20 protein-coding genes are annotated in these 21,772 nt (G+C 63.9%); 6 read left to right on the top strand and 14 right to left on the bottom strand.

What is annotated here, in order from left to right; translation table 11 throughout:
- Positions 1-120: 120 nt before the first annotated feature.
- The 7 genes from JOD97_RS16880 to JOD97_RS16850 form a co-directional block, all read right to left on the bottom strand.
- A complete protein-coding gene (locus JOD97_RS16880) occupies positions 121-1,494 on the bottom strand; it encodes a PAS domain-containing sensor histidine kinase (RefSeq protein WP_209720118.1) in 1,374 nt (457 codons plus the stop codon).
- On the bottom strand, positions 1,491-2,912 hold the full coding sequence (locus JOD97_RS16875) for a sigma-54 dependent transcriptional regulator (protein ID WP_209720115.1): 1,422 nt from the start codon (positions 2,910-2,912) through the stop codon (positions 1,491-1,493). The genes JOD97_RS16880 and JOD97_RS16875 overlap by 4 nt, the downstream gene beginning before the upstream one ends.
- A gap of 15 nt (positions 2,913-2,927) precedes the next feature.
- Positions 2,928-4,121: an ABC transporter permease gene (locus JOD97_RS16870; protein WP_209720112.1), complete on the bottom strand. Its 1,194-nt coding sequence runs from the start codon at positions 4,119-4,121 to the stop codon at positions 2,928-2,930.
- Positions 4,121-5,359 (bottom strand): ABC transporter permease, encoded by a 1,239-nt coding sequence (locus tag JOD97_RS16865; protein ID WP_209720109.1) that lies wholly within the window; start codon positions 5,357-5,359, stop codon positions 4,121-4,123. The genes JOD97_RS16870 and JOD97_RS16865 overlap by 1 nt, the downstream gene beginning before the upstream one ends.
- Before the next feature lie 9 nt (positions 5,360-5,368).
- Positions 5,369-6,031 carry an ABC transporter ATP-binding protein gene (locus JOD97_RS16860; protein WP_209720106.1) on the bottom strand — a complete coding sequence of 221 codons (663 nt, stop codon included), beginning with the start codon at positions 6,029-6,031 and terminating at the stop codon, positions 5,369-5,371.
- Between the two features lie 33 nt (positions 6,032-6,064).
- Positions 6,065-7,309: an efflux RND transporter periplasmic adaptor subunit gene (locus tag JOD97_RS16855; protein ID WP_209720103.1), complete on the bottom strand. Its 1,245-nt coding sequence runs from the start codon at positions 7,307-7,309 to the stop codon at positions 6,065-6,067.
- A 299-nt stretch (positions 7,310-7,608) separates the two neighbouring features.
- Complete coding sequence (locus tag JOD97_RS16850) at positions 7,609-8,181, bottom strand: GNAT family N-acetyltransferase (RefSeq protein WP_209720100.1); 573 nt, start codon at positions 8,179-8,181, stop codon at positions 7,609-7,611.
- A gap of 92 nt (positions 8,182-8,273) precedes the next feature.
- On the opposite strand from JOD97_RS16850, the gene JOD97_RS16845 reads away from it, so the two are divergent.
- Both JOD97_RS16845 and JOD97_RS33125 read left to right on the top strand, forming a co-directional pair.
- Positions 8,274-9,059: a transporter gene (locus tag JOD97_RS16845; RefSeq protein WP_209720097.1), complete on the top strand. Its 786-nt coding sequence runs from the start codon at positions 8,274-8,276 to the stop codon at positions 9,057-9,059.
- 12 nt (positions 9,060-9,071) lie between these two features.
- A complete protein-coding gene (locus JOD97_RS33125; RefSeq protein ID WP_209720094.1) occupies positions 9,072-10,616 on the top strand; it encodes a methyl-accepting chemotaxis protein in 1,545 nt (514 codons plus the stop codon).
- A 22-nt stretch (positions 10,617-10,638) separates the two neighbouring features.
- Here JOD97_RS33125 and JOD97_RS16835 read toward each other — a convergent pair whose 3' ends face one another.
- The gene (locus tag JOD97_RS16835; RefSeq protein ID WP_209720091.1) at positions 10,639-12,279 is read right to left on the bottom strand and encodes a methyl-accepting chemotaxis protein; all 1,641 of its coding nucleotides are present in this window, start codon (positions 12,277-12,279) and stop codon (positions 10,639-10,641) included.
- Between the two features lie 280 nt (positions 12,280-12,559).
- On the opposite strand from JOD97_RS16835, the gene JOD97_RS16830 reads away from it, so the two are divergent.
- Positions 12,560-13,729: a DUF418 domain-containing protein gene (locus JOD97_RS16830; protein WP_229264483.1), complete on the top strand. Its 1,170-nt coding sequence runs from the start codon at positions 12,560-12,562 to the stop codon at positions 13,727-13,729.
- 74 nt (positions 13,730-13,803) lie between these two features.
- Here the strand turns inward: JOD97_RS16830 and JOD97_RS16825 are convergent, their stop codons facing one another.
- A complete protein-coding gene (locus tag JOD97_RS16825) occupies positions 13,804-14,412 on the bottom strand; it encodes a YigZ family protein (RefSeq protein WP_209720086.1) in 609 nt (202 codons plus the stop codon).
- Positions 14,413-14,543: 131 nt separating this feature from the next.
- On the opposite strand from JOD97_RS16825, the gene JOD97_RS16820 reads away from it, so the two are divergent.
- Entirely contained in the window at positions 14,544-16,496 is a 1,953-nt protein-coding gene (locus JOD97_RS16820) for a helicase-related protein (RefSeq protein ID WP_209720083.1), read from the top strand.
- Positions 16,497-16,500: 4 nt separating this feature from the next.
- Here JOD97_RS16820 and JOD97_RS16815 read toward each other — a convergent pair whose 3' ends face one another.
- A complete protein-coding gene (locus JOD97_RS16815) occupies positions 16,501-16,968 on the bottom strand; it encodes a hypothetical protein (RefSeq protein WP_209720080.1) in 468 nt (155 codons plus the stop codon).
- A 7-nt stretch (positions 16,969-16,975) separates the two neighbouring features.
- Positions 16,976-17,683, bottom strand: coding sequence for a hypothetical protein (locus JOD97_RS16810; RefSeq protein WP_209720077.1), 708 nt, complete (start codon positions 17,681-17,683; stop codon positions 16,976-16,978).
- A gap of 268 nt (positions 17,684-17,951) precedes the next feature.
- Between JOD97_RS16810 and JOD97_RS16805 the strand changes: the two genes are divergently transcribed.
- Positions 17,952-18,257, top strand: coding sequence for an NIPSNAP family protein (locus JOD97_RS16805; RefSeq protein WP_209720074.1), 306 nt, complete (start codon positions 17,952-17,954; stop codon positions 18,255-18,257).
- Between the two features lie 139 nt (positions 18,258-18,396).
- Here the strand turns inward: JOD97_RS16805 and JOD97_RS16800 are convergent, their stop codons facing one another.
- The 3 genes from JOD97_RS16800 to JOD97_RS32705 all read right to left on the bottom strand — a co-directional run bounded on the left by JOD97_RS16800 (position 18,397) and on the right by JOD97_RS32705 (position 20,041).
- Positions 18,397-18,639: a hypothetical protein gene (locus JOD97_RS16800; RefSeq protein WP_209720071.1), complete on the bottom strand. Its 243-nt coding sequence runs from the start codon at positions 18,637-18,639 to the stop codon at positions 18,397-18,399.
- A gap of 204 nt (positions 18,640-18,843) precedes the next feature.
- The gene (locus tag JOD97_RS16795; RefSeq protein ID WP_209720068.1) at positions 18,844-19,308 is read right to left on the bottom strand and encodes a hypothetical protein; all 465 of its coding nucleotides are present in this window, start codon (positions 19,306-19,308) and stop codon (positions 18,844-18,846) included.
- A gap of 484 nt (positions 19,309-19,792) precedes the next feature.
- A complete protein-coding gene (locus JOD97_RS32705) occupies positions 19,793-20,041 on the bottom strand; it encodes a hypothetical protein (RefSeq protein ID WP_229264482.1) in 249 nt (82 codons plus the stop codon).
- A 165-nt stretch (positions 20,042-20,206) separates the two neighbouring features.
- On the opposite strand from JOD97_RS32705, the gene JOD97_RS16785 reads away from it, so the two are divergent.
- Entirely contained in the window at positions 20,207-21,745 is a 1,539-nt protein-coding gene (locus tag JOD97_RS16785; protein ID WP_209720065.1) for a helicase HerA-like C-terminal domain-containing protein, read from the top strand.
- Positions 21,746-21,772 lie beyond the last annotated feature (27 nt).

The raw sequence follows: 21,772 nt of genomic DNA, 5'->3' as shown, positions 1-21,772 counted from the left end.
AGGCGGGAATCGCGCAAAGAACGAATATTTGGCTATATGGCTATGTGTTTTTCGTATAAGCAAGCCGGTCCCGCTCCGCATGGCGACAGCAGCACGATCCATGCCAAGCCGTGGGTGGCGTCAACGAGGGGGCGTGAACCAGATGTCGAAGCGCGTGGCGCCGTCGCCGGTGGCCGCCAGCCGATAGGCGAAGCCGTGCCGGTTCATCACCTCGCGCACGAACAGCAGACCGATCCCTTGTCCACCTTTCTTGGTGGTGAAAAACGGCGTGAACAACTGCCGCGCCGGCACCTTGCCCAGCAGGTTGCCCGAATCGATCACCGACAGCCGCACGCCGCCGGCCTCGCCGGCCAGCACGAATTCGATGAACTTCTCGCCGGACGCCGCTTCCTCCACCGCCTCCATGGCGTTCTTGACCACGTTCAGCAGCGCCTGCTCCATCAGGTGGCGGTCCAGCGCGACGGCCGGCACCTCGTCGCAGCGCGCCCAGGCGAGGCGGATGCCGCGGGCGCGGCAGGGCTCGCGGTACAGATACAGGATGTCGTCCATGAGGTCGCGCACGGCGTTGGGACGCGGTTCCGGCGCGGGCATCTTGACCACGCGCGTGAAGCGCTCGATGAATTCGCCCAGGCTGACGTTGCGGCGCTTGACGGCGACGATGGCGGTGTCGAAGTCGTCGCCGTCGCGCGCGTTCAACTGGCCGCGGTAGTACAGCAGCGAGTCGAGCACCGAGCCGGTGGCGGCGACCGTGTTGTTGACCTCGTGCGCGAGAACGCGGATCAGCTTGTCGTAAGTGTCTTTCTCCGAGCTTTCCAGTTCCTCGGTCAATTCCTCGATCAGCAGGAAGTGGCGGGCGAAGCCGCGATCGTAGAAGTGGCCGCGCTGGGCACGGTAGCGGCGGCCGTCGCCATCGGTCAGCAAGCGGCTCTCGCCCAGCGGCAGCAGGTCGAGCTGGGCCAGCAACGCGGGCGGGTGGCCGGCCGCTGGCGCCGGCGTCGCCGCCGTGGCGTCGCCGTTGGCCAGCCACGCCCGCAGCGGCTTGCCCTTGGCGTTGTCCAGGCCCAGCAGCGCCTGCGCGCTGGCGTTGAGCAGACTGATGCGCCCGTCGAAGTCGAACACGATCACCGCGCTGGGCGTGGCCTCCAGCAGGCGGTCGAGAAAGCCTTGCTGCTCGCCGATTTGCAGGCGTTCCTGGTAGAGCCGGCCCAGCATGGTGTTGAACAGTTCGACCAGCTCGTTGAGCTCGCGGTCGGCGCTGTGTTGCAGGCGCGCGGCGTATTGCTGGTCTTGCAGCAGATCGTGGAAGTGGCGCGTGTAGCCGAGCGGTTCGAGCGCGCGCCGTATCAGGCGCACGCCCAGCATAAAGCTCAGCAGCACGGCGGCCTCGAGGCCGATCATCAGCCACGGCGAGGTGCGCAACAACAGCATCGTCAAGCCGAGGAACAGCAGGTGCGCGGCGACCAGGTAGGCGTACAGCCGGTATCGCAGGCTCATGAGGGAAACTCGCCGTCCGGCGCGGCGCCCAGGCCATGCCGCTCGAGCCGGCGGTACAGCGCGGTGCGGCTCAGGCCCAGCGCCTTGGCCACGCGCGAGATATTGCCCTGATGCTGGTCGAGCGCGTGCGCGATCATGTGGCGCTCGACCTGCTCCAGGGTCATGCCGTCGACCCGCAAGGTGGCGCGCGACGCACCCGGCGCGCCGCCGTTCTCGTTCTGCTCGGCGGCGATGAAATCGGCCTGCCGCAATTCGCTGCGCCCGACCAGCAGCAAGGTGCGCTCCAGCGTTTGCTTGAGCTGGCGGATATTGCCCGGCCAGGGTTGCGCGGCTAGCCAATCGAGCGCCTGCGGGGCGATCGTCGCCGGCCCCAGGCCGTAGCTGGCCGACACCTCGCCGATGATATGCCGCGCCAGCAGGGCGATATCGCTGCGGCGCTCGCGCAGCGGCGGCAGCCTGATCGTGATCAAATTCAGCCGGTAAAACAAATCCTCGCGGAACTCGCCGCTGGCGACCAGCTCCGCCAGCTCGCGGTTGGTGGCCGACACCACGCGGATGTCGGCGCGCTCGGTGCGGCTGGCGCCGACCGGCTGGTAGGTCTGGTCCTGCAGCACGCGCAACAGTTTGACCTGGTCTGAGCGATTCAGTTCGCCGATCTCGTCGAGGAACAGGGTGCCCTCGTGCGCGCTGGCCACGTGGCCTTTGCGGTCGGTCTTGGCGTCGGTGAAGGCGCCGCGCACGTGGCCGAACATCTCGCTCTCGAACAGCGACGGCGTGATCGCCCCCATGTTGATCTTGACGATGGGACGCGCCGCGCGCGGGCTGTTGCGGTGGATGGCGTCGGCGATCAGTTCCTTGCCGCTGCCGCTCTCGCCGAGGATCAACACCGGCGCCCGGGTCGCCGCCACCTGGCCGATGGTGGCCAGCACCTTGAGCAGGCGCGGGTGCTCGCCGACGATGCCGCTGAAGTCGAATTGCTGGTCGAGCGCCTGGCGCGACGCGGCCGCCTGCGGCACGGACGGCGCCGGCTGCGCCGTCTCCAGCGTCGCGCGGATCAACGCGATCAGCTGCGTGTTGTCCCATGGCTTGGTGAAGAAGTTGGCGGCGCCCGCTTGCACGCCGCGCACCGCCAGCGCGATCGAGCCCCAGGCCGTCATCAGCAGCACCGGCAGGGCGGGGCGGGCCTGCTTGATGTCGGCCAGCAGCTGCAAGCCTTCCTCGCCGCTGGTTTGCAGCGAGAAGTTCATGTCCTGCAGCACCAGATCGACCGGTTGTTGCGCCAGGGCGGCCAGCGCCTGCTTGGGGTCGTCGCTGCACACGGCGTCGAAGCCGGACTGCTTGAGCAGCAGCGCCAGCGACACCTGGACCGCGCTGTCATCGTCGACAATTAATATGCGTTGCTTACGGGATGATTCCATCAACTTCTAACGACCTTATTCATAATGCAGCGCCTGGGTGGGGCTGAGGCGCGCGGCGCGCCAGCCCGGGTAGAGCGAACACAGCAAGGATAGCAGATAGATCACACCGGCCGATAGCGCCGCCGCCGTGAAAAACACCGGCCAGTTCAGGCTGTCCGGGAATGCGCCGGTCAGCGGCAGCTGCACCAGCAGCACCAGCGCGACCGCCATCGCGGCGGTGCTGAGCAGCATTTGCTCGGCGATGATCTGGCGGTAGATGTGGCCGGCGTCGGCGCCGAGCGCGCGGCGCAGGCCGATCTCGGGAATGCGCTGCGTGGTGTTTTGCCACAGCACGCCGAACAGGCCGAAGGCGACCATCACCAGCAGGAAGGCGGCGATCACCGACATGACCATCATTGGCACCATCTGCAGCTTGCTCATCGACTTGCGCGCCTCGCTCAGCGGGCTGATGACGAACGACCAGTCGCCGTGCTCGCGCTTGAGGCGGGCGCTGAGGCGCGCCTCGAACGCGCGCGGCGTGCCCGGCTTGACCCGTAGCATGATGGTCATGGCCGGCTCCCCGCTGACGCCGGGAATGAAGCGCGGTAGCACCAAATTGACTGGCTCCATGTATTCGCCGTGCGAGCGGTAGTGCTCGACCACCGCGCTGACGCGGTAGCGCCGCGGCGTGCCCCTGAACTCGGCGGCGGTGAACACCTGGCCGATCGCCGGGATGCCGGGGAACAGCTTGTCTGCCACCAAGCGGTTGATCACGGTCGGTATGGCGTCGGCGCCGTCGTCGGCTTTGGAGAACCAGCGGCCCTGCGCAGGCGTCATTTGCATGGTGTCGAAAAAGTCGTCGCTCGCGTCCAGGCTGTCGGACTCGACGCGGCGGCTGCCGTCCGGTAGCGCATAATACGCGTTCATGCGCGACATCTCGTACGGCGCCATCGAGGTGAAGGCGACCTTTTCCACCTCCGGCAACTCGAGCAGGGCGCGCTTGAGCGCGTCGTACATGGCGGCGTCGTTGGGAATGGGCTGGGCGTTGCGGATGGCGACCGACCACTGGTCGCGCCAGGCGAAGCCGATCGGCATCTGGTACAGCTGGTAGTTGCGCACGGCGAACGCGGCGATGGCGAACACCACCATGAAGGCCAGCAGGATTTCCAGGCTCAGCATCATGTTGCGCGATTTGCGCTTCCAGATCAGTTTGAGGAGATGGTGCAGCATCAGGTATTTCCTTTCAGCGCGCGGACCGGATCCAGGCGCGACATTTTCCAGGCGGGGATGACGCCCGACAGCACGCCGAACACCACCGTGAGCAACAGCCCGTAGCCGAACACGGCCAGGTTGAGCTCGACCTTGAGATAGGGGATCAGGCCGGAGCCCTCGAGCCACCACAGCGCGCCGGCGGCGCAGACCAGGCCGATGGCGCCGCCGATCAGGCACAGCAGCACGTTTTCCAGCACCAGCTGCGCCACCAGTTGGCGGCTGGTGGCGCCGAAGGCCTTGCGTACACCGATCTCGCTGCCGCGCTCCATGATGCGCCCGACATTGAGGTTGATCAGGTTGAGCGCCGGCAGCGCCATGAACAGCAGCATCAGCGCCGCGATGCTGGCCACGAATGTTGGGGCGCCGGCGTCTTCAGCGGTGCTGTTGGTCAAGGTGCGGGCGAACAGTTCCAGTTTGGAGTCGCCCCAGAACCGGGCCACATTGAACAAATTCGGATCGTCGTAGCGCACCGACTTGGCGATGCGCACGATATCGCGCTTGACAGCCGGTAAATCGGCCGCCGTGCGCGCCAGGATCATCACGGTGAAGTTGCCGTATTCCTGGCCCTTGTAGTCGGTGGACGCCAGCGTGGTGGTCGGCACCCATGCGTCGGCGTAGGCGTTCACCTGCAGCGCATCCTCGACCACGCCGATGACGGTGAACGTTTGGCCGTCGACCAGGATCTTCTGGTTCAGATAAGGCTGGCCGGGGAACAGCCTGCGCGCCGTGGACAGGTTGAGCACGGCCACGAAGCGGCCCTGTTCGACATCGTCGGCGCTGATGACGCGTCCCGAGACGACGTGGAAATCGAGGATGCGCCAATACTCGGCGTCGGTTCGCCGCAGCTGCACTTCGCTGACCCTGCCGGGCTGGTACACCGCCACCGATTGCGGCAACATCGACGCCGACACCGCCTCGACGCCAGTCATCGGCTTGAGGTATTTCTCGACGATCTTGTAACCGAACAAACCGATGCGCCGGCCCGGCCGCTCGGTGTTACTCGACTGCATCATGACCATTTGCACCATGCGCTCGCTCTTGCCCTCGACGCCGGTGGGGTAGAAGGCGTTTTGCAGCAGCGCGGTGACCACCATCAGCACCACCAGGGTCAGCACGATGCACAGCAGGTTGATCGCCGTGAACAGCTTGCGGCGCATGAAGACCTTGCACGCCGTCAGCAGATAATTTCTGAACATGGGGACCCCTTACGCGACCAGCTGGCCGTCGAACACGCGCACGATGCGGCCGGCCATCTTCGCCTCCTGCTCGTTGTGGGTGACCATGATGACGGTGGTGCCCTCGCTGTGCAGCTGCAGCAGAATGTCCATCACCTCCTGGCCCATCTTGCTGTCGAGGTTGCCGGTCGGCTCGTCGGCCAGCAACACCTGCGGCTGGCCGACGATGGCGCGGGCGATCGCCACGCGCTGCTGCTGGCCGCCGGACAGCTGGTTGGGGTAGTGGTCCATGCGCGCGCCGAGGCCGACTTTCTCCAGCGCCTCGCGCGCCAGCCGCTGGCGCTTTTTGGTCGAGATATTCCGGTACAGCAGCGGCAGCTCGACATTGTCGATGACGCGCAGGTCGTTGATCAGGTGGAAGCTCTGGAAGATGAAGCCGAAGGTCTGGTTGCGCAGCTTGGCCACATACTTGTCCTTGTACGACGCCACCGGCGTGCCGGCCACGTGGATGGCGCCGCTGCCGGGATGGTCCAGCAGGCCGATCAGGTTGAGCAGCGTGCTCTTGCCGCAGCCGCTGGGGCCCATGATGCAGACGAATTCGGCTTTCTCGACATGCAGGTCGATATCTTTCAGGGCCAAGGTTTCGACCTTGTCGGTCTGGTAGGTTTTGCTGACGTTTTGCAGGCGAATCATGGTGGGCCTTTCTCTCTTCATTAGTGGACGCGCTTAGTTGACACGGATGCTGTCGCGGTCCTTGTAGTTGCTGGTATCCGAAATGATCAGGCGGTCGCCGGCGCGGGCGCCGCCCAGGATTTCGACGCTCTTGCCATCGCTGGCGCCGATGTTGAGGGTGGTCTTGCGTGCCATGCCGTCGCGCACGACAAAGATCTCCTGCGGGCCGCGGCCGTTGAAGGCGGGGCCGCTGTCGACCAGCAAGGTGTTGTTCTTTTGCTCGGTGACGATGTTGACCTCGACGCGCAGCTTGTTGCGCAGGATGGCGTGGTGCGGCTCGGCCAAGGTCACCAGCAGCTTGACGGTGCCGTTCTGGATTTCCGGCAGGATGGTGTGGACCTCGCCGTTGAGCTTGACGTTGCCCTGCTCGACCAGCACCGGCTGGCCGGCGCTGAGCGCGCGCGCGTGGAAGTCCGACAGCGAGGCCTCGACCTTGTAGTTGTTCAGCTCGGACACCTTGGCGACCAGCTGGCCGGTGGCCAGGCTGGCGCCCTCGTCGGCCAGCAGGAAGGTCAGCATGCCGGCGAACGGCGCGCGCACCTGGGTTTGCGCCAGCAGTTGCTGCTGTTCCTGCAACTGCTTTTGCAGGATGCTTTTTTGCAGCCGCGCGCCTTCGATGTTGCTGGAGGTGACGCGCTTGCCGTCCTCGATCTGCTCGTGGCGCTGCCGCAGCTGGATCTCGTTGCGTTTGACGTTGAGTTCGGCCGTCAGCAAGTCCTCGGCCGAGACGCCGCCGGCCTTGCGCAGCGTCTGGTAGCGGCCCAGCTTGACGCGCGTGGCCTGCAGGTCCAGTTCCAGCAGCTCGATGGCGCTGACCAGCTCTTTACGTTTCTGGTCCATCTCCAGGGTCAGCGCCAGGATGCGGTTTTCCTGTTGCGCCAATTGTTCCCTGAGGCCGTCGATGGCCAGCAGCACGGTGCGGTTGTCCAGTTCCAGCAGCAGCTCGCCGGCTTGGACTTGCTGGCCGAGCTTGGCCTGGACCTTGGCCACGCGCGTCTGGATCGGGCTGGCGACCAGCGCCTCGTGGATGGGGATGACGATGCCGGAGGCGTTGATGGTGTTGGCGATATTGCCGACGCGGACCTCGGCGATGCTCGCGCTGTCGGCCGCGACGCTGGGACTGACGGCGCGGTTGATGCCCCAGGCGCCCACGCACAGCGTGGCCAGCAGCGCGGCGATGGCGAGCACGGTGTTGCGGTGGCGGCGGGCGATGATGTTGGGGCTGAGGGCCTGGTCCATGGCGTTGCGTGAGCGAAGTGATGTTTCCTTCACTATTGCAATCGCCGTGCCACGCAGGAAATTTTTAAATTAGCTATATGGATCAAGGTGTTAGACGCGGTGATCCGGCTGTTGCGGCGGCCGCGATTGCCCGGCTCCGCCCACCATCGTCCGGAAACGGACACCTCACGCCAAGCTTTCCTCTACAACTTTTAAAAACCTCTAAAACACGTAGGGCGGATTAGGCGGAACGCCGTAATCCGCCAATGCGTGAGCCGTCGGGACGCATGCATTGGCCGATTACGCTGCGCTAATCCGCCCTACGTAATCAAGGCGTTCATTGCGTCGCGGGCCGGGTCGAGCTGCTTGCTCATGCCGGTGTACGAAAACATTTGGCCGTCGATGTTGAACATGTCGGCGATCTCGCCGGTTTTATGGAAGCCGTTGCGCAGATACAGATTGATGGCCGGCGTGTTCGATGACAGCACCTGCAAATCTATCCATTCGAGCCGCGCCCTGTGACGCGCCCATTGCTGCGCATGGTCGATCAACCGCCCGCCGAGGCCGGCCTTGCGCTGGCCGCGATCGACACCCATGCCCAGCAGGCAGCGATGCGCCGCGTAACGCTCGGCGTGCGCGCGCAAATCGATGTGGCCGGCAATGCGGCCGTCGGCGTCGCGCGCCACCCACACCCGCCGCCATCCCGGCGCGCCGACTTCGACGCCCATGCCCGCCTTGAACGCGGCGGCCTTGTCGGCGGGGAAGCGCGCGTCGTGGCGCGACAGCGGCTGGAAATAGCCGGTGCCGTCGCGGCCGTTGTCCGACAGATGGTCGTTGAGATAGGCGAGGAAAAAATCGAAATCCTCCGGCGTCAGTTGCTCGATTGAAGTCATTTGGAAAGCTTGTTCCTGTGGAAAATTACCAACCGTTGATCTAAATCAATGTGGTACGGTGATAGCCAGAACATGGTGCTGGAGGAATTTTCATGGCTATCAAAAAGGTTGTCGCGGCGCTGATTATTTTACCCGCGCTGGCGAACGCGGCGGAAGATGAGATCGCCACCGACCGGCCCGATTTCGTCGAATCGAGCAACGTCGTCGGCAAGGGCCGCTTTCAGATCGAAACCAGCTTCGCCGCCGATCGCAACAAGGCCGACGGCATCAAGGAGAAAACCTATTCGACGCCGACGCTGCTGCGTTACGGCATCGGCGACGCCTGGGAGCTGCGCCTCGAAACCGATGGCCGCATCCGCTCGACCACCACCGACACCGCCAGCGGCGTCCGCCTCACCGAGAGCGGCTATGCCGACGTCTCGCTCGGCGTCAAATGGCATATCGCCGACGAGCAGGGCGCGCGGCCGTCGATGGGCGTGCTGGCCCACGTCGACCTCGACACCGGCTCCGCGCCGTTCCGCGCGCAGGGCAAGGGCGGCTCGCTGCGCCTGGCAGCCGAGTGGGAGTTCGCCGACGACTGGTCGCTGGGCGTGATGCCCGGCCTGGCGTGGCTGCCCAACGACAACGGCGAGCGCCACACCACCGGCATTTTCGGCATCGTCGTCGGCAAGGGTTGGACCGAGCAGTTGCGCACCTTCGTCGAGTATTCCGACGAAAGGCTGGCCCGCGCGCGCGACGGCGGCACCATCAGCACCCTCGATGTCGGCGCCGCCTATCTGCTGACGAACACGGTGCAAATCGATACGGCGCTGTCGCGCGGGCTGAACCACAGGACGCCGGACTGGAGCTGGACCGTCGGCCTTTCCATGAAATTTTAAGCAGGGGTTACCATGCGGTTGACGATCCGGCAGCGCTTGCTGTTATCCAATGTGGTCACGCTGGCGTTCGTCAGCCTGGTCGGCATCGTCGGCTACGCGGCGGTGCATGTGCTCGACGGCGCGATCGCGTCCATCACCACCAACAGCGCGGCGATGCGGGACCAGTTGCAGGCCGATATGATGCACGACGCGCTGCGCGCCGACGTGCTGGCCGCGCGCCTGGCCGCCGACAAGAACGATCCCGCCGAGGTCAAGGGCGTGCGCGACGACCTGGCCGAGCACACGGCGCTGTTCCGCAAAGGAATCAAGGAGATGGAGGCGGCCGACATCGATGCCGAGGTGCGCGCCGCGCTGGCGCAGATTCGGCCCGACCTCGAGCGCTACCTGAAAAGCACCGAGGAAATGGTCGAGCTGTCGCTGACCAACAAGGACGCGGCGCAGGCCAAGTTCGCGGGTTTCATGGACAGCTTCCGCGCGCTGGAAAAAAGCATGTCGGCGCTGAGCGACGTGATCGAGAAGAACTCGGAGGCGGCCAAGCAGGTCGGCGATGGCGCGGTGGCGCGGTCGCGCTATCAGATCATCGGCTTTTCGGTGCTGGCGGCGGTGGTGGCGCTGGTGATCGGCCAGGTGATTTCGCGCTCGATCATGCAGCCGCTCAATGAGGCGGTCGGTTTCGCGGAGCGCGTGTCGCAGGGCGATTTGTCCGGCAGCCTGGCGCTCGACGCGGCCGACATCTCGGAAACCGGCCTGCTCAAGCGCGCGCTGACCGATATGAACGCCAGCCTGCACACCATCGTCAGCCAGGTGCGCAGCGGCACCGACGCGATCGCGCTGGCCTCGGGTGAGATCGCGGCGGGCAATATGGACTTGTCGGCGCGCACCGAGTCGCAGGCCAGTTCGCTCGAGGAGACGGCCTCGTCGATGGAAGAGTTGACGTCGGCGGTGAAGCAAAATTCCAGCAACGCGGGCGAGGCCAACGACCTGGCGGCGTCGGCGGCCGGCGTGGCCAGCAAGGGCGGCGCCGTGATGACCCGGGTGGTCGAGACCATGGGCACGATCAACGCGTCGTCGCAGAAGATCGTCGACATTATCGGCGTGATCGAGGGCATTGCGTTCCAAACCAATATCCTGGCGCTGAACGCGGCGGTCGAAGCGGCGCGCGCCGGCGAGCAGGGTCGGGGCTTCGCCGTGGTCGCGTCCGAGGTGCGGAGCCTGGCGCAGCGGTCCGATTCGGCCGCCAAGGAGATCAAGCAGCTGATCGACGCCTCGGTCGCGCAGGTGGGGGAGGGCAGCGTGCTGGTGGGCCAGGCCGGCGGCACGATGGAAGAGATCGTCACCGGCATCCGCCGCGTCAACACCATCGTCGGCGAGATCGCCACCGCCAGCCGCGAGCAGGAGCTGGGGATCGAGCAGATCAATCAAGCGATCGGCAGCATCGACAGCACCACGCAGCAAAACGCCGCGCTGGTGGAGCAGGCCGCCGCGGCGGCCGGGGCCTTGCAGACGCAGGCCGATCAACTGGCCGAAGCGGTCCAGGTGTTCCGGCTGTCGCGCTAGAGGGGGCGTCAGGCGTCCTGCCTCACGCGGCGTGCGGCGCGTAGGCCGGATGCGGCAGCGCGGGCGGGCGCTTGGCGTCCGGCCGGGCGGCTGGCGCCTTATGCTGCGCCGGCGCCAGCTTGAACACGCCCACCAATTGCGACAATTGCTGGGCTTGATCCTGCTGCGCCTCGGCCGCCGCCGCCGCTTCCTCCACCAGCGCCGCGTTCTGCTGCGTGACGGTGTCCATCTCGGCGATCGCGTGGTTGATCTGCGCGATGCCCGCTTCCTGCTCCTGGCTCGCCAGGCTGATCTGGCCCATGATGTCGGTCACCGACTTGACGGCGCCGACGATGCGTTCCATCGTCGCGCCGGCCTCGCCGACCAGCTGCGTGCCGGTGCCGACCTTGCCCACCGAATCGTCGATCAGCAGTTTGATTTCCTTGGCGGCCGAGGCCGAACGGTGCGCCAGGGTGCGCACCTCGGAGGCGACCACGGCGAAACCGCGCCCCTGTTCCCCGGCGCGGGCCGCTTCGACCGCCGCGTTCAGCGCCAGAATGTTGGTCTGGAAGGCGATGCCGTCGATCACGCTGATGATGTCGACGACCTTCCTGGCCGAATCGTTGATCTCGGCCATGGTGTTGACCACGTTCGCCACCACGGCGCCGCCTTCGACCGCGATGTCGGACGCCGAGCGCGCCATCGTGTTGGCCTGGCGCGCGTTCTCGGTGTTTTGCTTGACGGTGGCCGTCAACTCCTCCATTGACGAGGCGGTCTCCTCCAGCGAGCCGGCCTGCTGCTCCGTGCGCGACGACAGGTCCTGGTTGCCGCTGGCGATCTCGGTGGCCGCCGTGACGATCGAATCGGCGCCGCCACGCACCTGGCGCACGATGTCGGCCAGGCTGTCGCGCATCGACTGGATCGCGAACAGCAGGCTGTGGGCATCGCCGCGCGGCAACGCTATCGCCACCGCCAGGTCGCCGTCGGCGATGCGGGCGGCGATGCCGGCGACGTAGGCTGGCTCGCCGCCGAGCTGGCGCAGCAGCTGGCGCGAGATCAGCCAGGCGCCGCCGACGCCCAGCCCCAGCGCGGCCAGACCCAGCACCAGCATCATGTTGCGCGAATTGTGATAGGTTTCCTCGGCGTTGGCGCGGGCTTTTTCCATCGCGTCGCTCTGGTGGGCGATGACGGCGTCGAGCCGCTTCATGTAGGTCATCTGCAGATCGCGCGTGTTGGTCAGCATGAACTCGACGGCCTTGTCGACGCCGTCGTCGCCGCGCAGGCGGATCACTTCCGCGATCGAGGCCGCGTACGGCGGATAGGCGGCCTGCAGCGCGTCGAACAGGCTTTGGCCGACGCCGGAGTTGACCATCACGTCGAGTTTTTGCGCCGAGGCCACCATTTCCTTGAGCTTGTCGGCGACCACGGCCAACTCCGCCTGGGCCTTGGCCTCGTCGCGGATCAGCAGGGCGTTGCGCAGCGAGCGGGCAATCTTGTTGTTGATGTTCATCAGGTTCTGCGCTTCCAGCACCTTCGGGTAGCTTTGCGCGACGATGGCGTTGGTGCCGGCGTTGAGGGTCCCCAAGTGGTGGACGGCCAGGCCGATGACGACGGCCAGCATGGCCAGGATGACGCCGAAGCCGATGCGCAGCCGCGTGCTGACTTTGATGTGCTTGTTTTTCATTTCACTTATTCCGATGATCGAGGGGACGAACTCGCGCTGCGTGGGATGCGGACATCGGCAGCGGCGTTGGCGGGAATGGGGCCGGAGAAAGGAGGGTGATCGCGGGCGGGTTGGGCGATCGCTGGTGCATGGGACAGCGGTAACTATACCGGCTTATTTGCCGTCGAGCAACTAGTTTCGCTATGTACTATTCATCTGGCTGCCGGAATATGGTGCTGGAGATATCCATTGGTAGCGTTTCCATATAAACTTGGCATTCTGCTCATTTTGCCAAGGGTAAATGGAACCGATGAACGCCAACTCTTCCCGTCTGGATGTGATCGATGCGCTGCGCGGCTTTGCCATCGTCTCGATCATGCTGCTGCACAATATCGAACATTTCGACCTTTACTTCTCGCCCGGCGGCCTGCCCGAATGGCTGAAGCTGGTCGACAAAATGCTCTGGGACAGCATGTTTTTCCTGTTTGGCGGAAAGTCCTACGCGATCTTCGCCTTACTGTTCGGCATGACCTTTTATATCCAGTGGCACAACCGCGAGGCGCGCGGCGAGGATTTCCGCCCCCGTTTCGCTTGGCGGCTGACGTTGCTATTGGCGTTCGGCCTGGTCAATTCGATGTTTTACCACGGCGACATCCTGAGCATTTACGCGGTGCTGGGGCTGGCGTTGATACCGGTCGCGCGCCTGCGTAGCGGAACGGTACTGGCCATCGCGGTGATATTGCTGCTGCAACCTTATGCCTGGCTGGAGTTTTTCCAGGCGCTACCGAATCCCGACGAGAAACTGGCCGATCCGGCGTCGTGGGCGTATTTCGGCCGCGCAAACGACTATATGGCGCACGGTTCGGCAACGGATGTGTGGTGGGGAAATCTGACCAATGGTAAAGTCGGCGTGATTCGCTGGAGCTGGGAAAATGGACGGATATTCCAGATTCCCGCGTTATTCATGCTGGGGATGCTCGCCGGCAGAAAAGGCGTATTTAAAACGACGCCGGAGAATAAACGATATTGGTCGCGCACGCTGCTGGTCGCGGTGCTGGCATTTATTCCATTCTATCTGCTTAAATCCTATCCGGAAGCCTGGCATGTCGGCCAGGCGGTGCAGCGCCCATTGCTGGTGATTATCACGTCATGGTCGAATCTGGCGTTCATGGTGGTGCTGGTGTCCGGCTTCGCGCTGCTGTTTTATTCGTGGCGCTGGCTGGAGTTTTTCTCGCCCTTGGGGAAAATGAGCTTGACCAGTTATGTGGTGCAATCGATCGTCGGCACTTCGATTTATTATGGTTTCGGGCTGGGCATGTATCAATCGACCGGCGCCAGTTTCGCCCTGGCGATAGGCATCATGCTGGCGCTGGTGCAACGCCAGTTCAGCGTGTGGTGGCTGAAGCGTCACAAGCAGGGACCGCTCGAAACCCTGTGGCACCGGGCTACCTGGGCCGGCTCCCCAGCGTAGGCATGCCAAGTATTGGCGCGAATATACCAAAATCGAGCTTGGGAGGGCCGCCGGGCGCAATGCTGCGGTTTTGCTTATTCGTCCGCCGCCTGCTCGTCGGGATTTATCCATAGAATGCGGCCATGGCCCGCTTCGTTGAGGCGGGTGATGAATGGCGCGGCGGCGTGGTCCGCCATGCTGAATTCAAACCGAACGTCATCGGCATGGGATACATTATCTAGGCTGGCGCCGGCCAATTCGATTTCGCGCCGTATCATGCCTTCCATCGCATACGGCACGGTGCAGATTAAATGACGCAATTTGATAATGGCGACTTTCTCTGCGTTTAATAAGGCCTGTGCCACGCTGTCGGTATAAGCCCGGACCAAACCGCCGGCGCCTAATTTGACGCCGCCAAAATAACGCACGACGGTGGCCAATACCCCCTCCAGATCCTGGTGGCGTAAGACGTCGAGCATCGGCCGTCCGGCCGTTCCGCTCGGCTCGCCATCGTCGACCGCCGCCGATTGTCCGCCCGCTAATAATGCCCAGCAAACGTGGGCCGCCTGCGGATGCTGCGCCCACAATTCCGCCACCACTTTTTGCGCGGCGGCCCGGTCGGTCATCGGCTGCACGCAGGCGATAAAGCGGCTTTTTTTAATCAGCAATTCATGCTGGACGGGGGCGATAATGGTTTGAGGCATTGCGATGACGTCGGGCTGCGGTGGCGGTGGGAACCGGCTATGGTGCCAGATATCATGGGGAAATACAAAAAACGGGTGGCGGACCGGCACGATATAATCTCGCGGTATCGATCAAAAACACCCGGACCACTATGACAGACATCGCAGATCAACAAAACGACGACGAACTGATGCGCCAGCTCGGTTTGACGGACAAGGGGTTTTTGTTGTCCCGGATGGAAGGGCGGGTGTTTTTGCGTCTGACCGGCGGTGTCGAGTATGGCGGCACACATTACCCCTACGATCTGGTGCCGGCGCAGGGCGTGCTGGCCAAGCCGTCCAAGTGGCGCAAAATGGATGGCGACGCCCGCGCGGCGCTGTTGCGCGAGCGCGCCAGCGACGCCGTCGTGGCGGAATTGCACGGTTATGTCGCCGACTTCGTCGAGGAAATGGCCGACGCCTGCGACGATTGCGAGCTGGACCCCCTGCCTTTCCTGCAGGGCTTGGCGGACATGCAGATTTCCGAGCCGGCCGGCATTGTGTTCGACCGCATCCGCCAGCGGCTGGAGCACGCCGTCGAGCGCGAAATGGAGGAGCAGCACGCCGAGCGCACCCGCCAAAGCATCAATCTGGCCGAATATCCGGCCTCGTTCGACGTCGCCCGCCGCATCAAGCGCAAGTTCATCGCGCTGCTGGGGCCGACCAACTCCGGCAAGACCCACCAGGCCATCGAGGCGCTGGCCAAGGCGCCCAGCGGCGTGTATCTGGCGCCGTTGCGTCTGCTGGCGCTGGAAAACTACGAGCGCCTGCAGGCCATGGAGCAGCACGGCAAGCCGCTGGCCGTCAGCCTGGTCACCGGCGAGGAGCGGCGCCTGGTGGCCGGCGCCACCCACGTCGCCAGCACGGTCGAGATGCTCGACACCCGCACGCCGGTCGACGTCGCGGTCATCGACGAGATCCAGATGCTGGCCGACCGCGACCGTGGCTCGGCCTGGACCGCCGCCGTCTGCGGCGCGCCCGCGCACACCGTCTACCTGGTCGGGGCGCCGGAAGCGCGGCGCGCCATCGAGGTGTTGGCCGCGCGCCTCGAATGCGAGCTGGAAGTCCATGTGTTGAAGCGCAAGGGGCCGCTGTCGATGGAGCCGTCGGCCGTGCGCAAGCTGACCAATCTGCGCCGGGGCGACGCCGTGATCTGCTTTTCGCGCCGCGAAGTGCTGATGTGGCGCGACATGGTGACCGAGGTCGGCCTGTCGGTGGCCACCGTGTACGGCAATTTGTCGCCGGAAGTGCGGCGCGCGCAAGCCCAGCGCTTCCGCGAGGGCGCGGCCGATGTGGTGGTCGGCACGGATGCGATCGCCATGGGCCTGAACATGCCAATTGCGCGCATCGTGATGACAACCTCCGTTAAATACAACGGCTACGAGGAGGAAGAGATCCCGGCCGCGCTGGCGCGCCAGATCGCCGGGCGGGCCGGGCGCTTCGGCGTGCACGAGGAGGGCCTGGTGGCCGGCTACGACAACGAGACGCACAATGTGATGCGCTCGCTGCTGCAGGAAAAGCCGGTGCCGCTGAAAACCACCGGCTTTGCCGTGGCGCCAACGTTGGAACATTTGCACCGGATTTCATCGGTGACCAATGAGCATGCGCTGGCCAAGCTGCTCAAGCGTTTCGTGCACAACATCGACGTGCCGGATGGCTTTTTCTATCCGCGCATCACCGAGGAGCAGTTCGAGCGCGCCGCCTGGCTCGACACCCTGCAACTGACGGTGGCGGAAAAATTCGCGCTCTCGCTGGTGCCGATCTCGTCCAAGGTGCACACGCTGCAGCACGCGTGGGAAGGCTGGGCCACCGCCTTGGCGCACAAGAAGATCACGCGCCTCAAGCCGGAGCAGAACCCGTTGCACTTCATGAACCTGCAGGAGGTGGAGGACGCTTGCCGGCTGTATTCGGCCTACGCCTGGCTGGCCTACCGCCAGCCGGAATATTTTCCCGACACGGAACTGGCGCAACGGCTGTCGCGCGAGGCGTCGGAGCGGGTCGATTCGATTTTGCAGGACCAGAACGCGGCCGCCCGCAAGCGTCAGCCGAAGAAGTTCCGGCGCTAGTGGACTAGTCCGGCGACGGGATCGGGTCGCCGTGCAGCTTGAAGCGGTGCGACAGCCTGAACGGGCGCGTCACGCCTTTGGGATCGGACACCATCGGCACGGAGAACGACTGGTCGTCGAGCAGCTCGAGGGTCCAGGTGGTGTCGCCGAAGAATTCGAAACGGATGAGGTTGGGTTCGACGAGTTGCAAGGCGGAGAAGGCGCCGGTCGAGTACATGCCACCGAGGCGCGCGGCGTCGACCATGTCGAGCTTGGGGTCGAGCAGGTAGATGCGCAGGGTGTCTTCGTTGATGATGTCGTCGGTCAGAAAGATCAGGAAATGGCCGCGCCAGCAAATGGCCGCCTCCAGCACCGCGCCTTCGACGATTTTTCCCGTGGTTTCGCCGTAGAGTATGAGTTCGCTGCGCGGCAGCTGGTCGACCGGCTGCGGTTGCGGGCGTATCGAAAGGTCGTCGATTGAAAACAGTTTCATGATGTGCCTACCACAGCGAGCTGACGCCGAAGGCCGCCAGCGCGCCGCCGATGAAAGCCCCCACTGTAACGCAAACCGGCGCGCCGGGGCCGCAGGCCAGGCCGGCCAGCGCGCCGCCGGCCATGCCGCCGGCGATGCCGGCGCCGTTGATGGCGACTTCCTTGCCCACGGCCGCCACCTTGTTGGTGGCCGTCGTCACGTTGTAGATCGATAATCCGAGTGATACGAAGATCACGCCGCGTCCGGCGAACGACAGGCGCGACATGGCTTGCGTGACCGCCGGATTGGACTTGCCGGCCGAGCTGACGATCGACGCGTAGACGATATTTTTCTGCGACGCCGACAGCCGCGCGAAGTTCGCGCCCGGCCCGTACATGCGGGCGGTCTGGCGTGCCACCAGCTCGTTGAGCGTATAGCCTTGCGCCTTGATGCGCTGGGCCACCGCGCGGCCCACCGACGTGCTGCGCGAGCGGATGATCGTCATGACGGCGTTGCGGGTCTGCTGCGCCTGCTGCGCGGCCTGGGCCCAGGTGATCTTGCCGGTGAATGCCTCGTTGCGCAGGCGGTCCGCCATGCGTTTGATCTCGCGCGCGTAGGTGGCGCGGGCGGCGGCATCGATGGTCAAGTGTGCGCCGGCGTTGGCGAGCTGCGCTTCGAGCGACCGGATGGTCTCCTCGAAGAGTTCCTGGTTCTCATCTTTTGTCGCTGTCGCCATGTCGCTCATCCCTGTTTAGTTATGTGGAAAATAAAAGAGGCATTCACAGGTTAGAGATATCTCGGCCGGGCGAATTGTGGCCGCGCAAGAGGCGGCGTCGAGTGTTGCTGCGCGGCTGGTTTAAGGCCGGCGCATTGCTGCATGTCAATAAGTTCATGTGGGGCAGTGACATCATTGACGGCCGAAAAATTGCGGCGGACTTTGCATGCCGGCACATGCCGATTGCTTTTTATATTATAGTTGTCATGTTTTCAATTCGAGGATGTCCATGGTTACTTGCTATTTGCGCTACGTGATCGATCCCTACAAGCTCGCCGAGTTCGAGCGCTACGGCAAGATGTGGATACCGCTGGTCGAAAAACACGGCGGCCGGCATCACGGTTACTTTCTTCCGTCGGAGGGAGCGAGCAATGTAGCGCTGGCGATGTTCAGTTTCCCATCGCTCGCGGCGTATGAAGCGTACCGGGCGAAGTCGCTGCAGGACGCCGACTGCCAGGCCGCGTTCAAGTACGCCGATGAAACGCGCTGCATCGTCAGCTACGAACGCAGCTTTTTCCGGCCCGTTTTCGAGTAAGCCCGCCAGCGACGAGGGTCAGTGCCGACATTCGGATGTGCTTTCTGATCGAGCGCGGTCCGTCGCCGTACCGTGCGGACATTACCGGTGCGGTCGGTGTGAAATGATGTCGACGTGCGGTTCTGGCATTGTCGCGCGTTTAATGCGCCATCGCGACCTGCGCCAGCCAGCCCGCCAGGACAATCGCCGGCAAGCCGTTGAGTAACAAGCCGATCCACCCGCACCATGAACGACCGCGCATCCGGATCAAACCCACGAGTGCAGCGACCAGTCCTATCAGCGTGCCAACCACCAGAAGCACGACGGCGATTCCCATGCAGCCGAAACCAAAGTCGCCGCACTGCGATTGTCCGCCGGAAAAGCCACCTTGCAACGCCACCACGCTTGCGGCGAAGGTAATCAGTGCAATGGGAATGCTGATGATATGTGGCTTGATTTTTTTTCCTTCAACTGATGCGTGCCGTGGGTTCTTTCCGTCTATCGGCCCGGGACTCTGCGGAGGAATGCATCATACCCCGGCGATGAGGATCAGCGCCGACACTCGGACATTGGCGGAACTTTTTGCTAGTCTTATCGTGTCTCAGGCCTACTCGGGCACTGGCGCGGCTTCTAAACTGAATCGACGATAGAAACCAAATGGCCGGCTCACTCCGTGCGGGTCGGACAACAGTGGAAACCTTAGCGTTTTGCGATCCAATAGTTTCAAGCTCCATACGATGCCGTCGAAGAACAAGAATCGTACGGTGTCTGGAGGGATGATATCCACCAATGAAAAAGTACCAGTGACGTAAAGACCGTCCATCCTTGCCTGGTCAAGCACGTTTAAGTTTGTATCCAACAGATAAATGTGTAGCGTGTCTTCGTACAAGACCGCGTCAGTGACGAAGACGAGTATCAACTCCTTCCAGCGCAACGCGGCTTCCAGAATCGCACCGTCCAGCGTTTTGCCGGTTCGCGCGCCATTCAGCAATATTTCACTCCGCAGCGGCGCATCGCTCAGGTAAGAGCCTATAAGCTTCAGTGAGAATGCCGAGGGCGGTAATGGCGTCACGACGGCTACCAAAAAAGTCGGACGCCGAAGGCGGCTACGGCGCCGCCGACGAATGCGCCGATTGTTACGCAAACTGGCGCGGCGGGGCCGCATGCCAATCCCGCCAAAGCTCCACCCGCAAAGCCGCCGCCAATGCTTGCGCTTGTCGATACCAGTTCTTGGCTAGCGGTTGCAAGTTTGTTGTTTGACATCGCTACGTTATATGCGGAGATGGCGACTGACATGACGAGCAAGCCCCGACCCGCGAAGGAAAGTCGTGCCATTGCCGTACTTACCTTGGGATTGGATCTCCCGGCTGATGCGACGATCGACGCATAGACCGCATTTTTCTTTGACTGGGTAAGTCGCGAGAAGTCCACCTGTGTGCCATGTACCATGGCGGTGTGGCTGGCGACTAAATGGTTCAGCGATGTCCCGCGCAACTTTAGCTTCTGCGCCATGGCCCGGCCAACTGCCGTGCTTCTTGCCCTGAATACTTCCAAGATCAATTGCGGGTTTCGTTAGCTTGTCTCGCAGCGTCACCCCATGTGATTTTTCCTGACGCCGCTCGATCCCGCAGCGTATTCGACATTGTCTTTATTTCTTTGGAATAGGCGATCCGTGTAGCGGAATCGATGGTGAGATGGCTGCCGATATTTGCGGTCTGACTTTCAAGTAACTTGATCGCTTGTTCGAATGCTTCTCTTTCCTCCATGTCGCTTTCGCGAGCAAGGGTAGTCGAGCCGGTCGTCATGTAGCGCCTCCTTGATCCATCGGGATGTTCAGCATAAGGGGGGCGATGCCAATCGGGTTGTGCCGGCTCAATGTATGGAGGCGCCGCCCTTCATGCCTTTGTGCCTGGGCCGCTCGCCCAGTTGCGGTATGATCGTTTCTCCAACAAATTGCCGCCAGGACGACCATGCCGACCCCCATCACGATCGCGAAAAACGACGCCATTTCCCTGGACATGCTGTCCAACCTGGTCAACCGCCACGGCTGCATCACCGGCGCGACCGGCACCGGCAAGACCGTCACCTTGCAGAAGATCGCGCAGTCGCTGTCCGAGATCGGCGTGCCGGTGTTCATGGCCGACGTCAAGGGCGACCTGTCCGGCATCGCCAAGCCCGGCGCGCCGAGCGAGAAGATGGCCGCCCGCCTGGGCGCGCTCAAGCTGGAGGCGCCGCAGTGGGCCGGCTGCCCGGTGACGTTCTGGGACGTGTTCGGCGAGCAGGGCCACCCGGTGCGCGCCACCGTGTCCGACCTCGGCCCGCTGCTGCTGGCGCGCATGCTCAACCTGAACGATACGCAGGAGGGCGTACTGCAACTGGTGTTTCGCATCGCCGACGACAACGGCCTGCTGCTGCTCGACAGCAAGGACTTGCGCGCCATGCTGCAGCACGTCGGCGACAACGCGGCCGACTTCAAGACCAGCTACGGCAACATCAGCGCGGCCAGCATCGGCGCCATCCAGCGCGGCCTGATCGCCATCGAGGAGCAGGGCGGCGACCAATTCTTCGGCGAGCCGATGCTCAATATCGACGACCTGCTGCAGACCGACGCCAACGGCAAGGGCGTGATCAACATCCTCAGCGCCGACAAGCTGATGAACGCGCCGCGGCTGTACGCGGTGTTCCTGCTGTGGATGCTGTCCGAGCTGTTCGAGAACCTGCCCGAAGTGGGCGATCTCGATAAACCGAAGCTGGTGTTTTTCTTCGACGAGGCGCACCTGCTGTTCACCGACGCGCCCAAGGCCTTGCTGCAAAAGATAGAGCAGGTGGTGCGGCTGATCCGTTCCAAGGGCGTCGGCGTGTTCTTCGTGACGCAAAATCCAATCGACATCCCGGACACGGTGCTGGGCCAGCTGGGCAACCGCGTCCAGCACGCGCTGCGCGCCTACACGCCGCGCGACCAGAAGGCCGTCAAGGCCGCCGCCGAGACGTTCCGCCCGAATCCGTCACTGGAGGTGTCGCAGGTGATCACCGAACTGGGCGTGGGCGAGGCGCTGGTATCCTTCCTCGACGAGCAGGGCGCGCCGCGCATGGTCGAGCGGGTCTTCATCCTGCCGCCGGCCAGCCAGCTCGGCCCGCTCGACGCCGCCGAGCGCAAGGCCGTCATCGCCGGCTCGATCGTGGCCGGCGTCTATGAAAAGACGGTCGACCGCGAGTCGGCCTATGAAAAGCTGAGCGGGCGCGTGGCCGCCGGCGCGCGCCAGGCGCAGGACGGCGCCGACGCGCCCGCCGGACGCGGCACGCCGCAGCGGCCATCCCAGCCAACGCCGCAGGAAGCGGCGTCCGGCGGCTCGATGTTCGGCGACGTGCTGGGCGGACTGTTCGGCCAGACCGGCAAGCGCGACACCGCGGTGCAGGCGATGGTCAAGTCGGCCGTGCGCAGCATCGGTTCCCAGGTGGGCCGGGAAATCATTCGCGGCGTGCTGGGATCGATCATGAAAAAACGCTAAAAGCCGCCTAAAAACCCGCATTCCCAC

The organism is Duganella sp. 1411 (assembly GCF_017833525.1).
Taxonomy (GTDB): Bacteria; Pseudomonadota; Gammaproteobacteria; order Burkholderiales; family Burkholderiaceae_D; genus Rugamonas.
Note: the sequence above shows the minus strand (reverse complement) of the source record. Positions and strands in the feature narration are given on the sequence as shown.

Excerpts from the sequence above, each read along its gene's own strand:
- JOD97_RS16880 (WP_209720118.1), bottom strand. The coding sequence starts at position 1,494 with ATGAGCCTGCGATACCGGCTGTACGCCTACCTGGTCGCCGCGCACCTG.
- JOD97_RS16875 (WP_209720115.1), bottom strand. The coding sequence starts at position 2,912 with ATGGAATCATCCCGTAAGCAACGCATATTAATTGTCGACGATGACAGC.
- JOD97_RS16870 (WP_209720112.1), bottom strand. The coding sequence starts at position 4,121 with ATGCTGCACCATCTCCTCAAACTGATCTGGAAGCGCAAATCGCGCAAC.
- JOD97_RS16865 (WP_209720109.1), bottom strand. The coding sequence starts at position 5,359 with ATGTTCAGAAATTATCTGCTGACGGCGTGCAAGGTCTTCATGCGCCGC.
- JOD97_RS16860 (WP_209720106.1), bottom strand. The coding sequence starts at position 6,031 with ATGATTCGCCTGCAAAACGTCAGCAAAACCTACCAGACCGACAAGGTC.
- JOD97_RS16855 (WP_209720103.1), bottom strand. The coding sequence starts at position 7,309 with ATGGACCAGGCCCTCAGCCCCAACATCATCGCCCGCCGCCACCGCAAC.
- JOD97_RS16850 (WP_209720100.1), bottom strand. The coding sequence starts at position 8,181 with ATGACTTCAATCGAGCAACTGACGCCGGAGGATTTCGATTTTTTCCTC.
- JOD97_RS16845 (WP_209720097.1), top strand. The coding sequence starts at position 8,274 with ATGGCTATCAAAAAGGTTGTCGCGGCGCTGATTATTTTACCCGCGCTG.
- JOD97_RS33125 (WP_209720094.1), top strand. The coding sequence starts at position 9,072 with ATGCGGTTGACGATCCGGCAGCGCTTGCTGTTATCCAATGTGGTCACG.
- JOD97_RS16835 (WP_209720091.1), bottom strand. The coding sequence starts at position 12,279 with ATGAAAAACAAGCACATCAAAGTCAGCACGCGGCTGCGCATCGGCTTC.
- JOD97_RS16830 (WP_229264483.1), top strand. The coding sequence starts at position 12,560 with ATGGAACCGATGAACGCCAACTCTTCCCGTCTGGATGTGATCGATGCG.
- JOD97_RS16825 (WP_209720086.1), bottom strand. The coding sequence starts at position 14,412 with ATGCCTCAAACCATTATCGCCCCCGTCCAGCATGAATTGCTGATTAAA.
- JOD97_RS16820 (WP_209720083.1), top strand. The coding sequence starts at position 14,544 with ATGACAGACATCGCAGATCAACAAAACGACGACGAACTGATGCGCCAG.
- JOD97_RS16815 (WP_209720080.1), bottom strand. The coding sequence starts at position 16,968 with ATGAAACTGTTTTCAATCGACGACCTTTCGATACGCCCGCAACCGCAG.
- JOD97_RS16810 (WP_209720077.1), bottom strand. The coding sequence starts at position 17,683 with ATGGCGACAGCGACAAAAGATGAGAACCAGGAACTCTTCGAGGAGACC.
- JOD97_RS16805 (WP_209720074.1), top strand. The coding sequence starts at position 17,952 with ATGGTTACTTGCTATTTGCGCTACGTGATCGATCCCTACAAGCTCGCC.
- JOD97_RS32705 (WP_229264482.1), bottom strand. The coding sequence starts at position 20,041 with ATGACGACCGGCTCGACTACCCTTGCTCGCGAAAGCGACATGGAGGAA.
- JOD97_RS16785 (WP_209720065.1), top strand. The coding sequence starts at position 20,207 with ATGCCGACCCCCATCACGATCGCGAAAAACGACGCCATTTCCCTGGAC.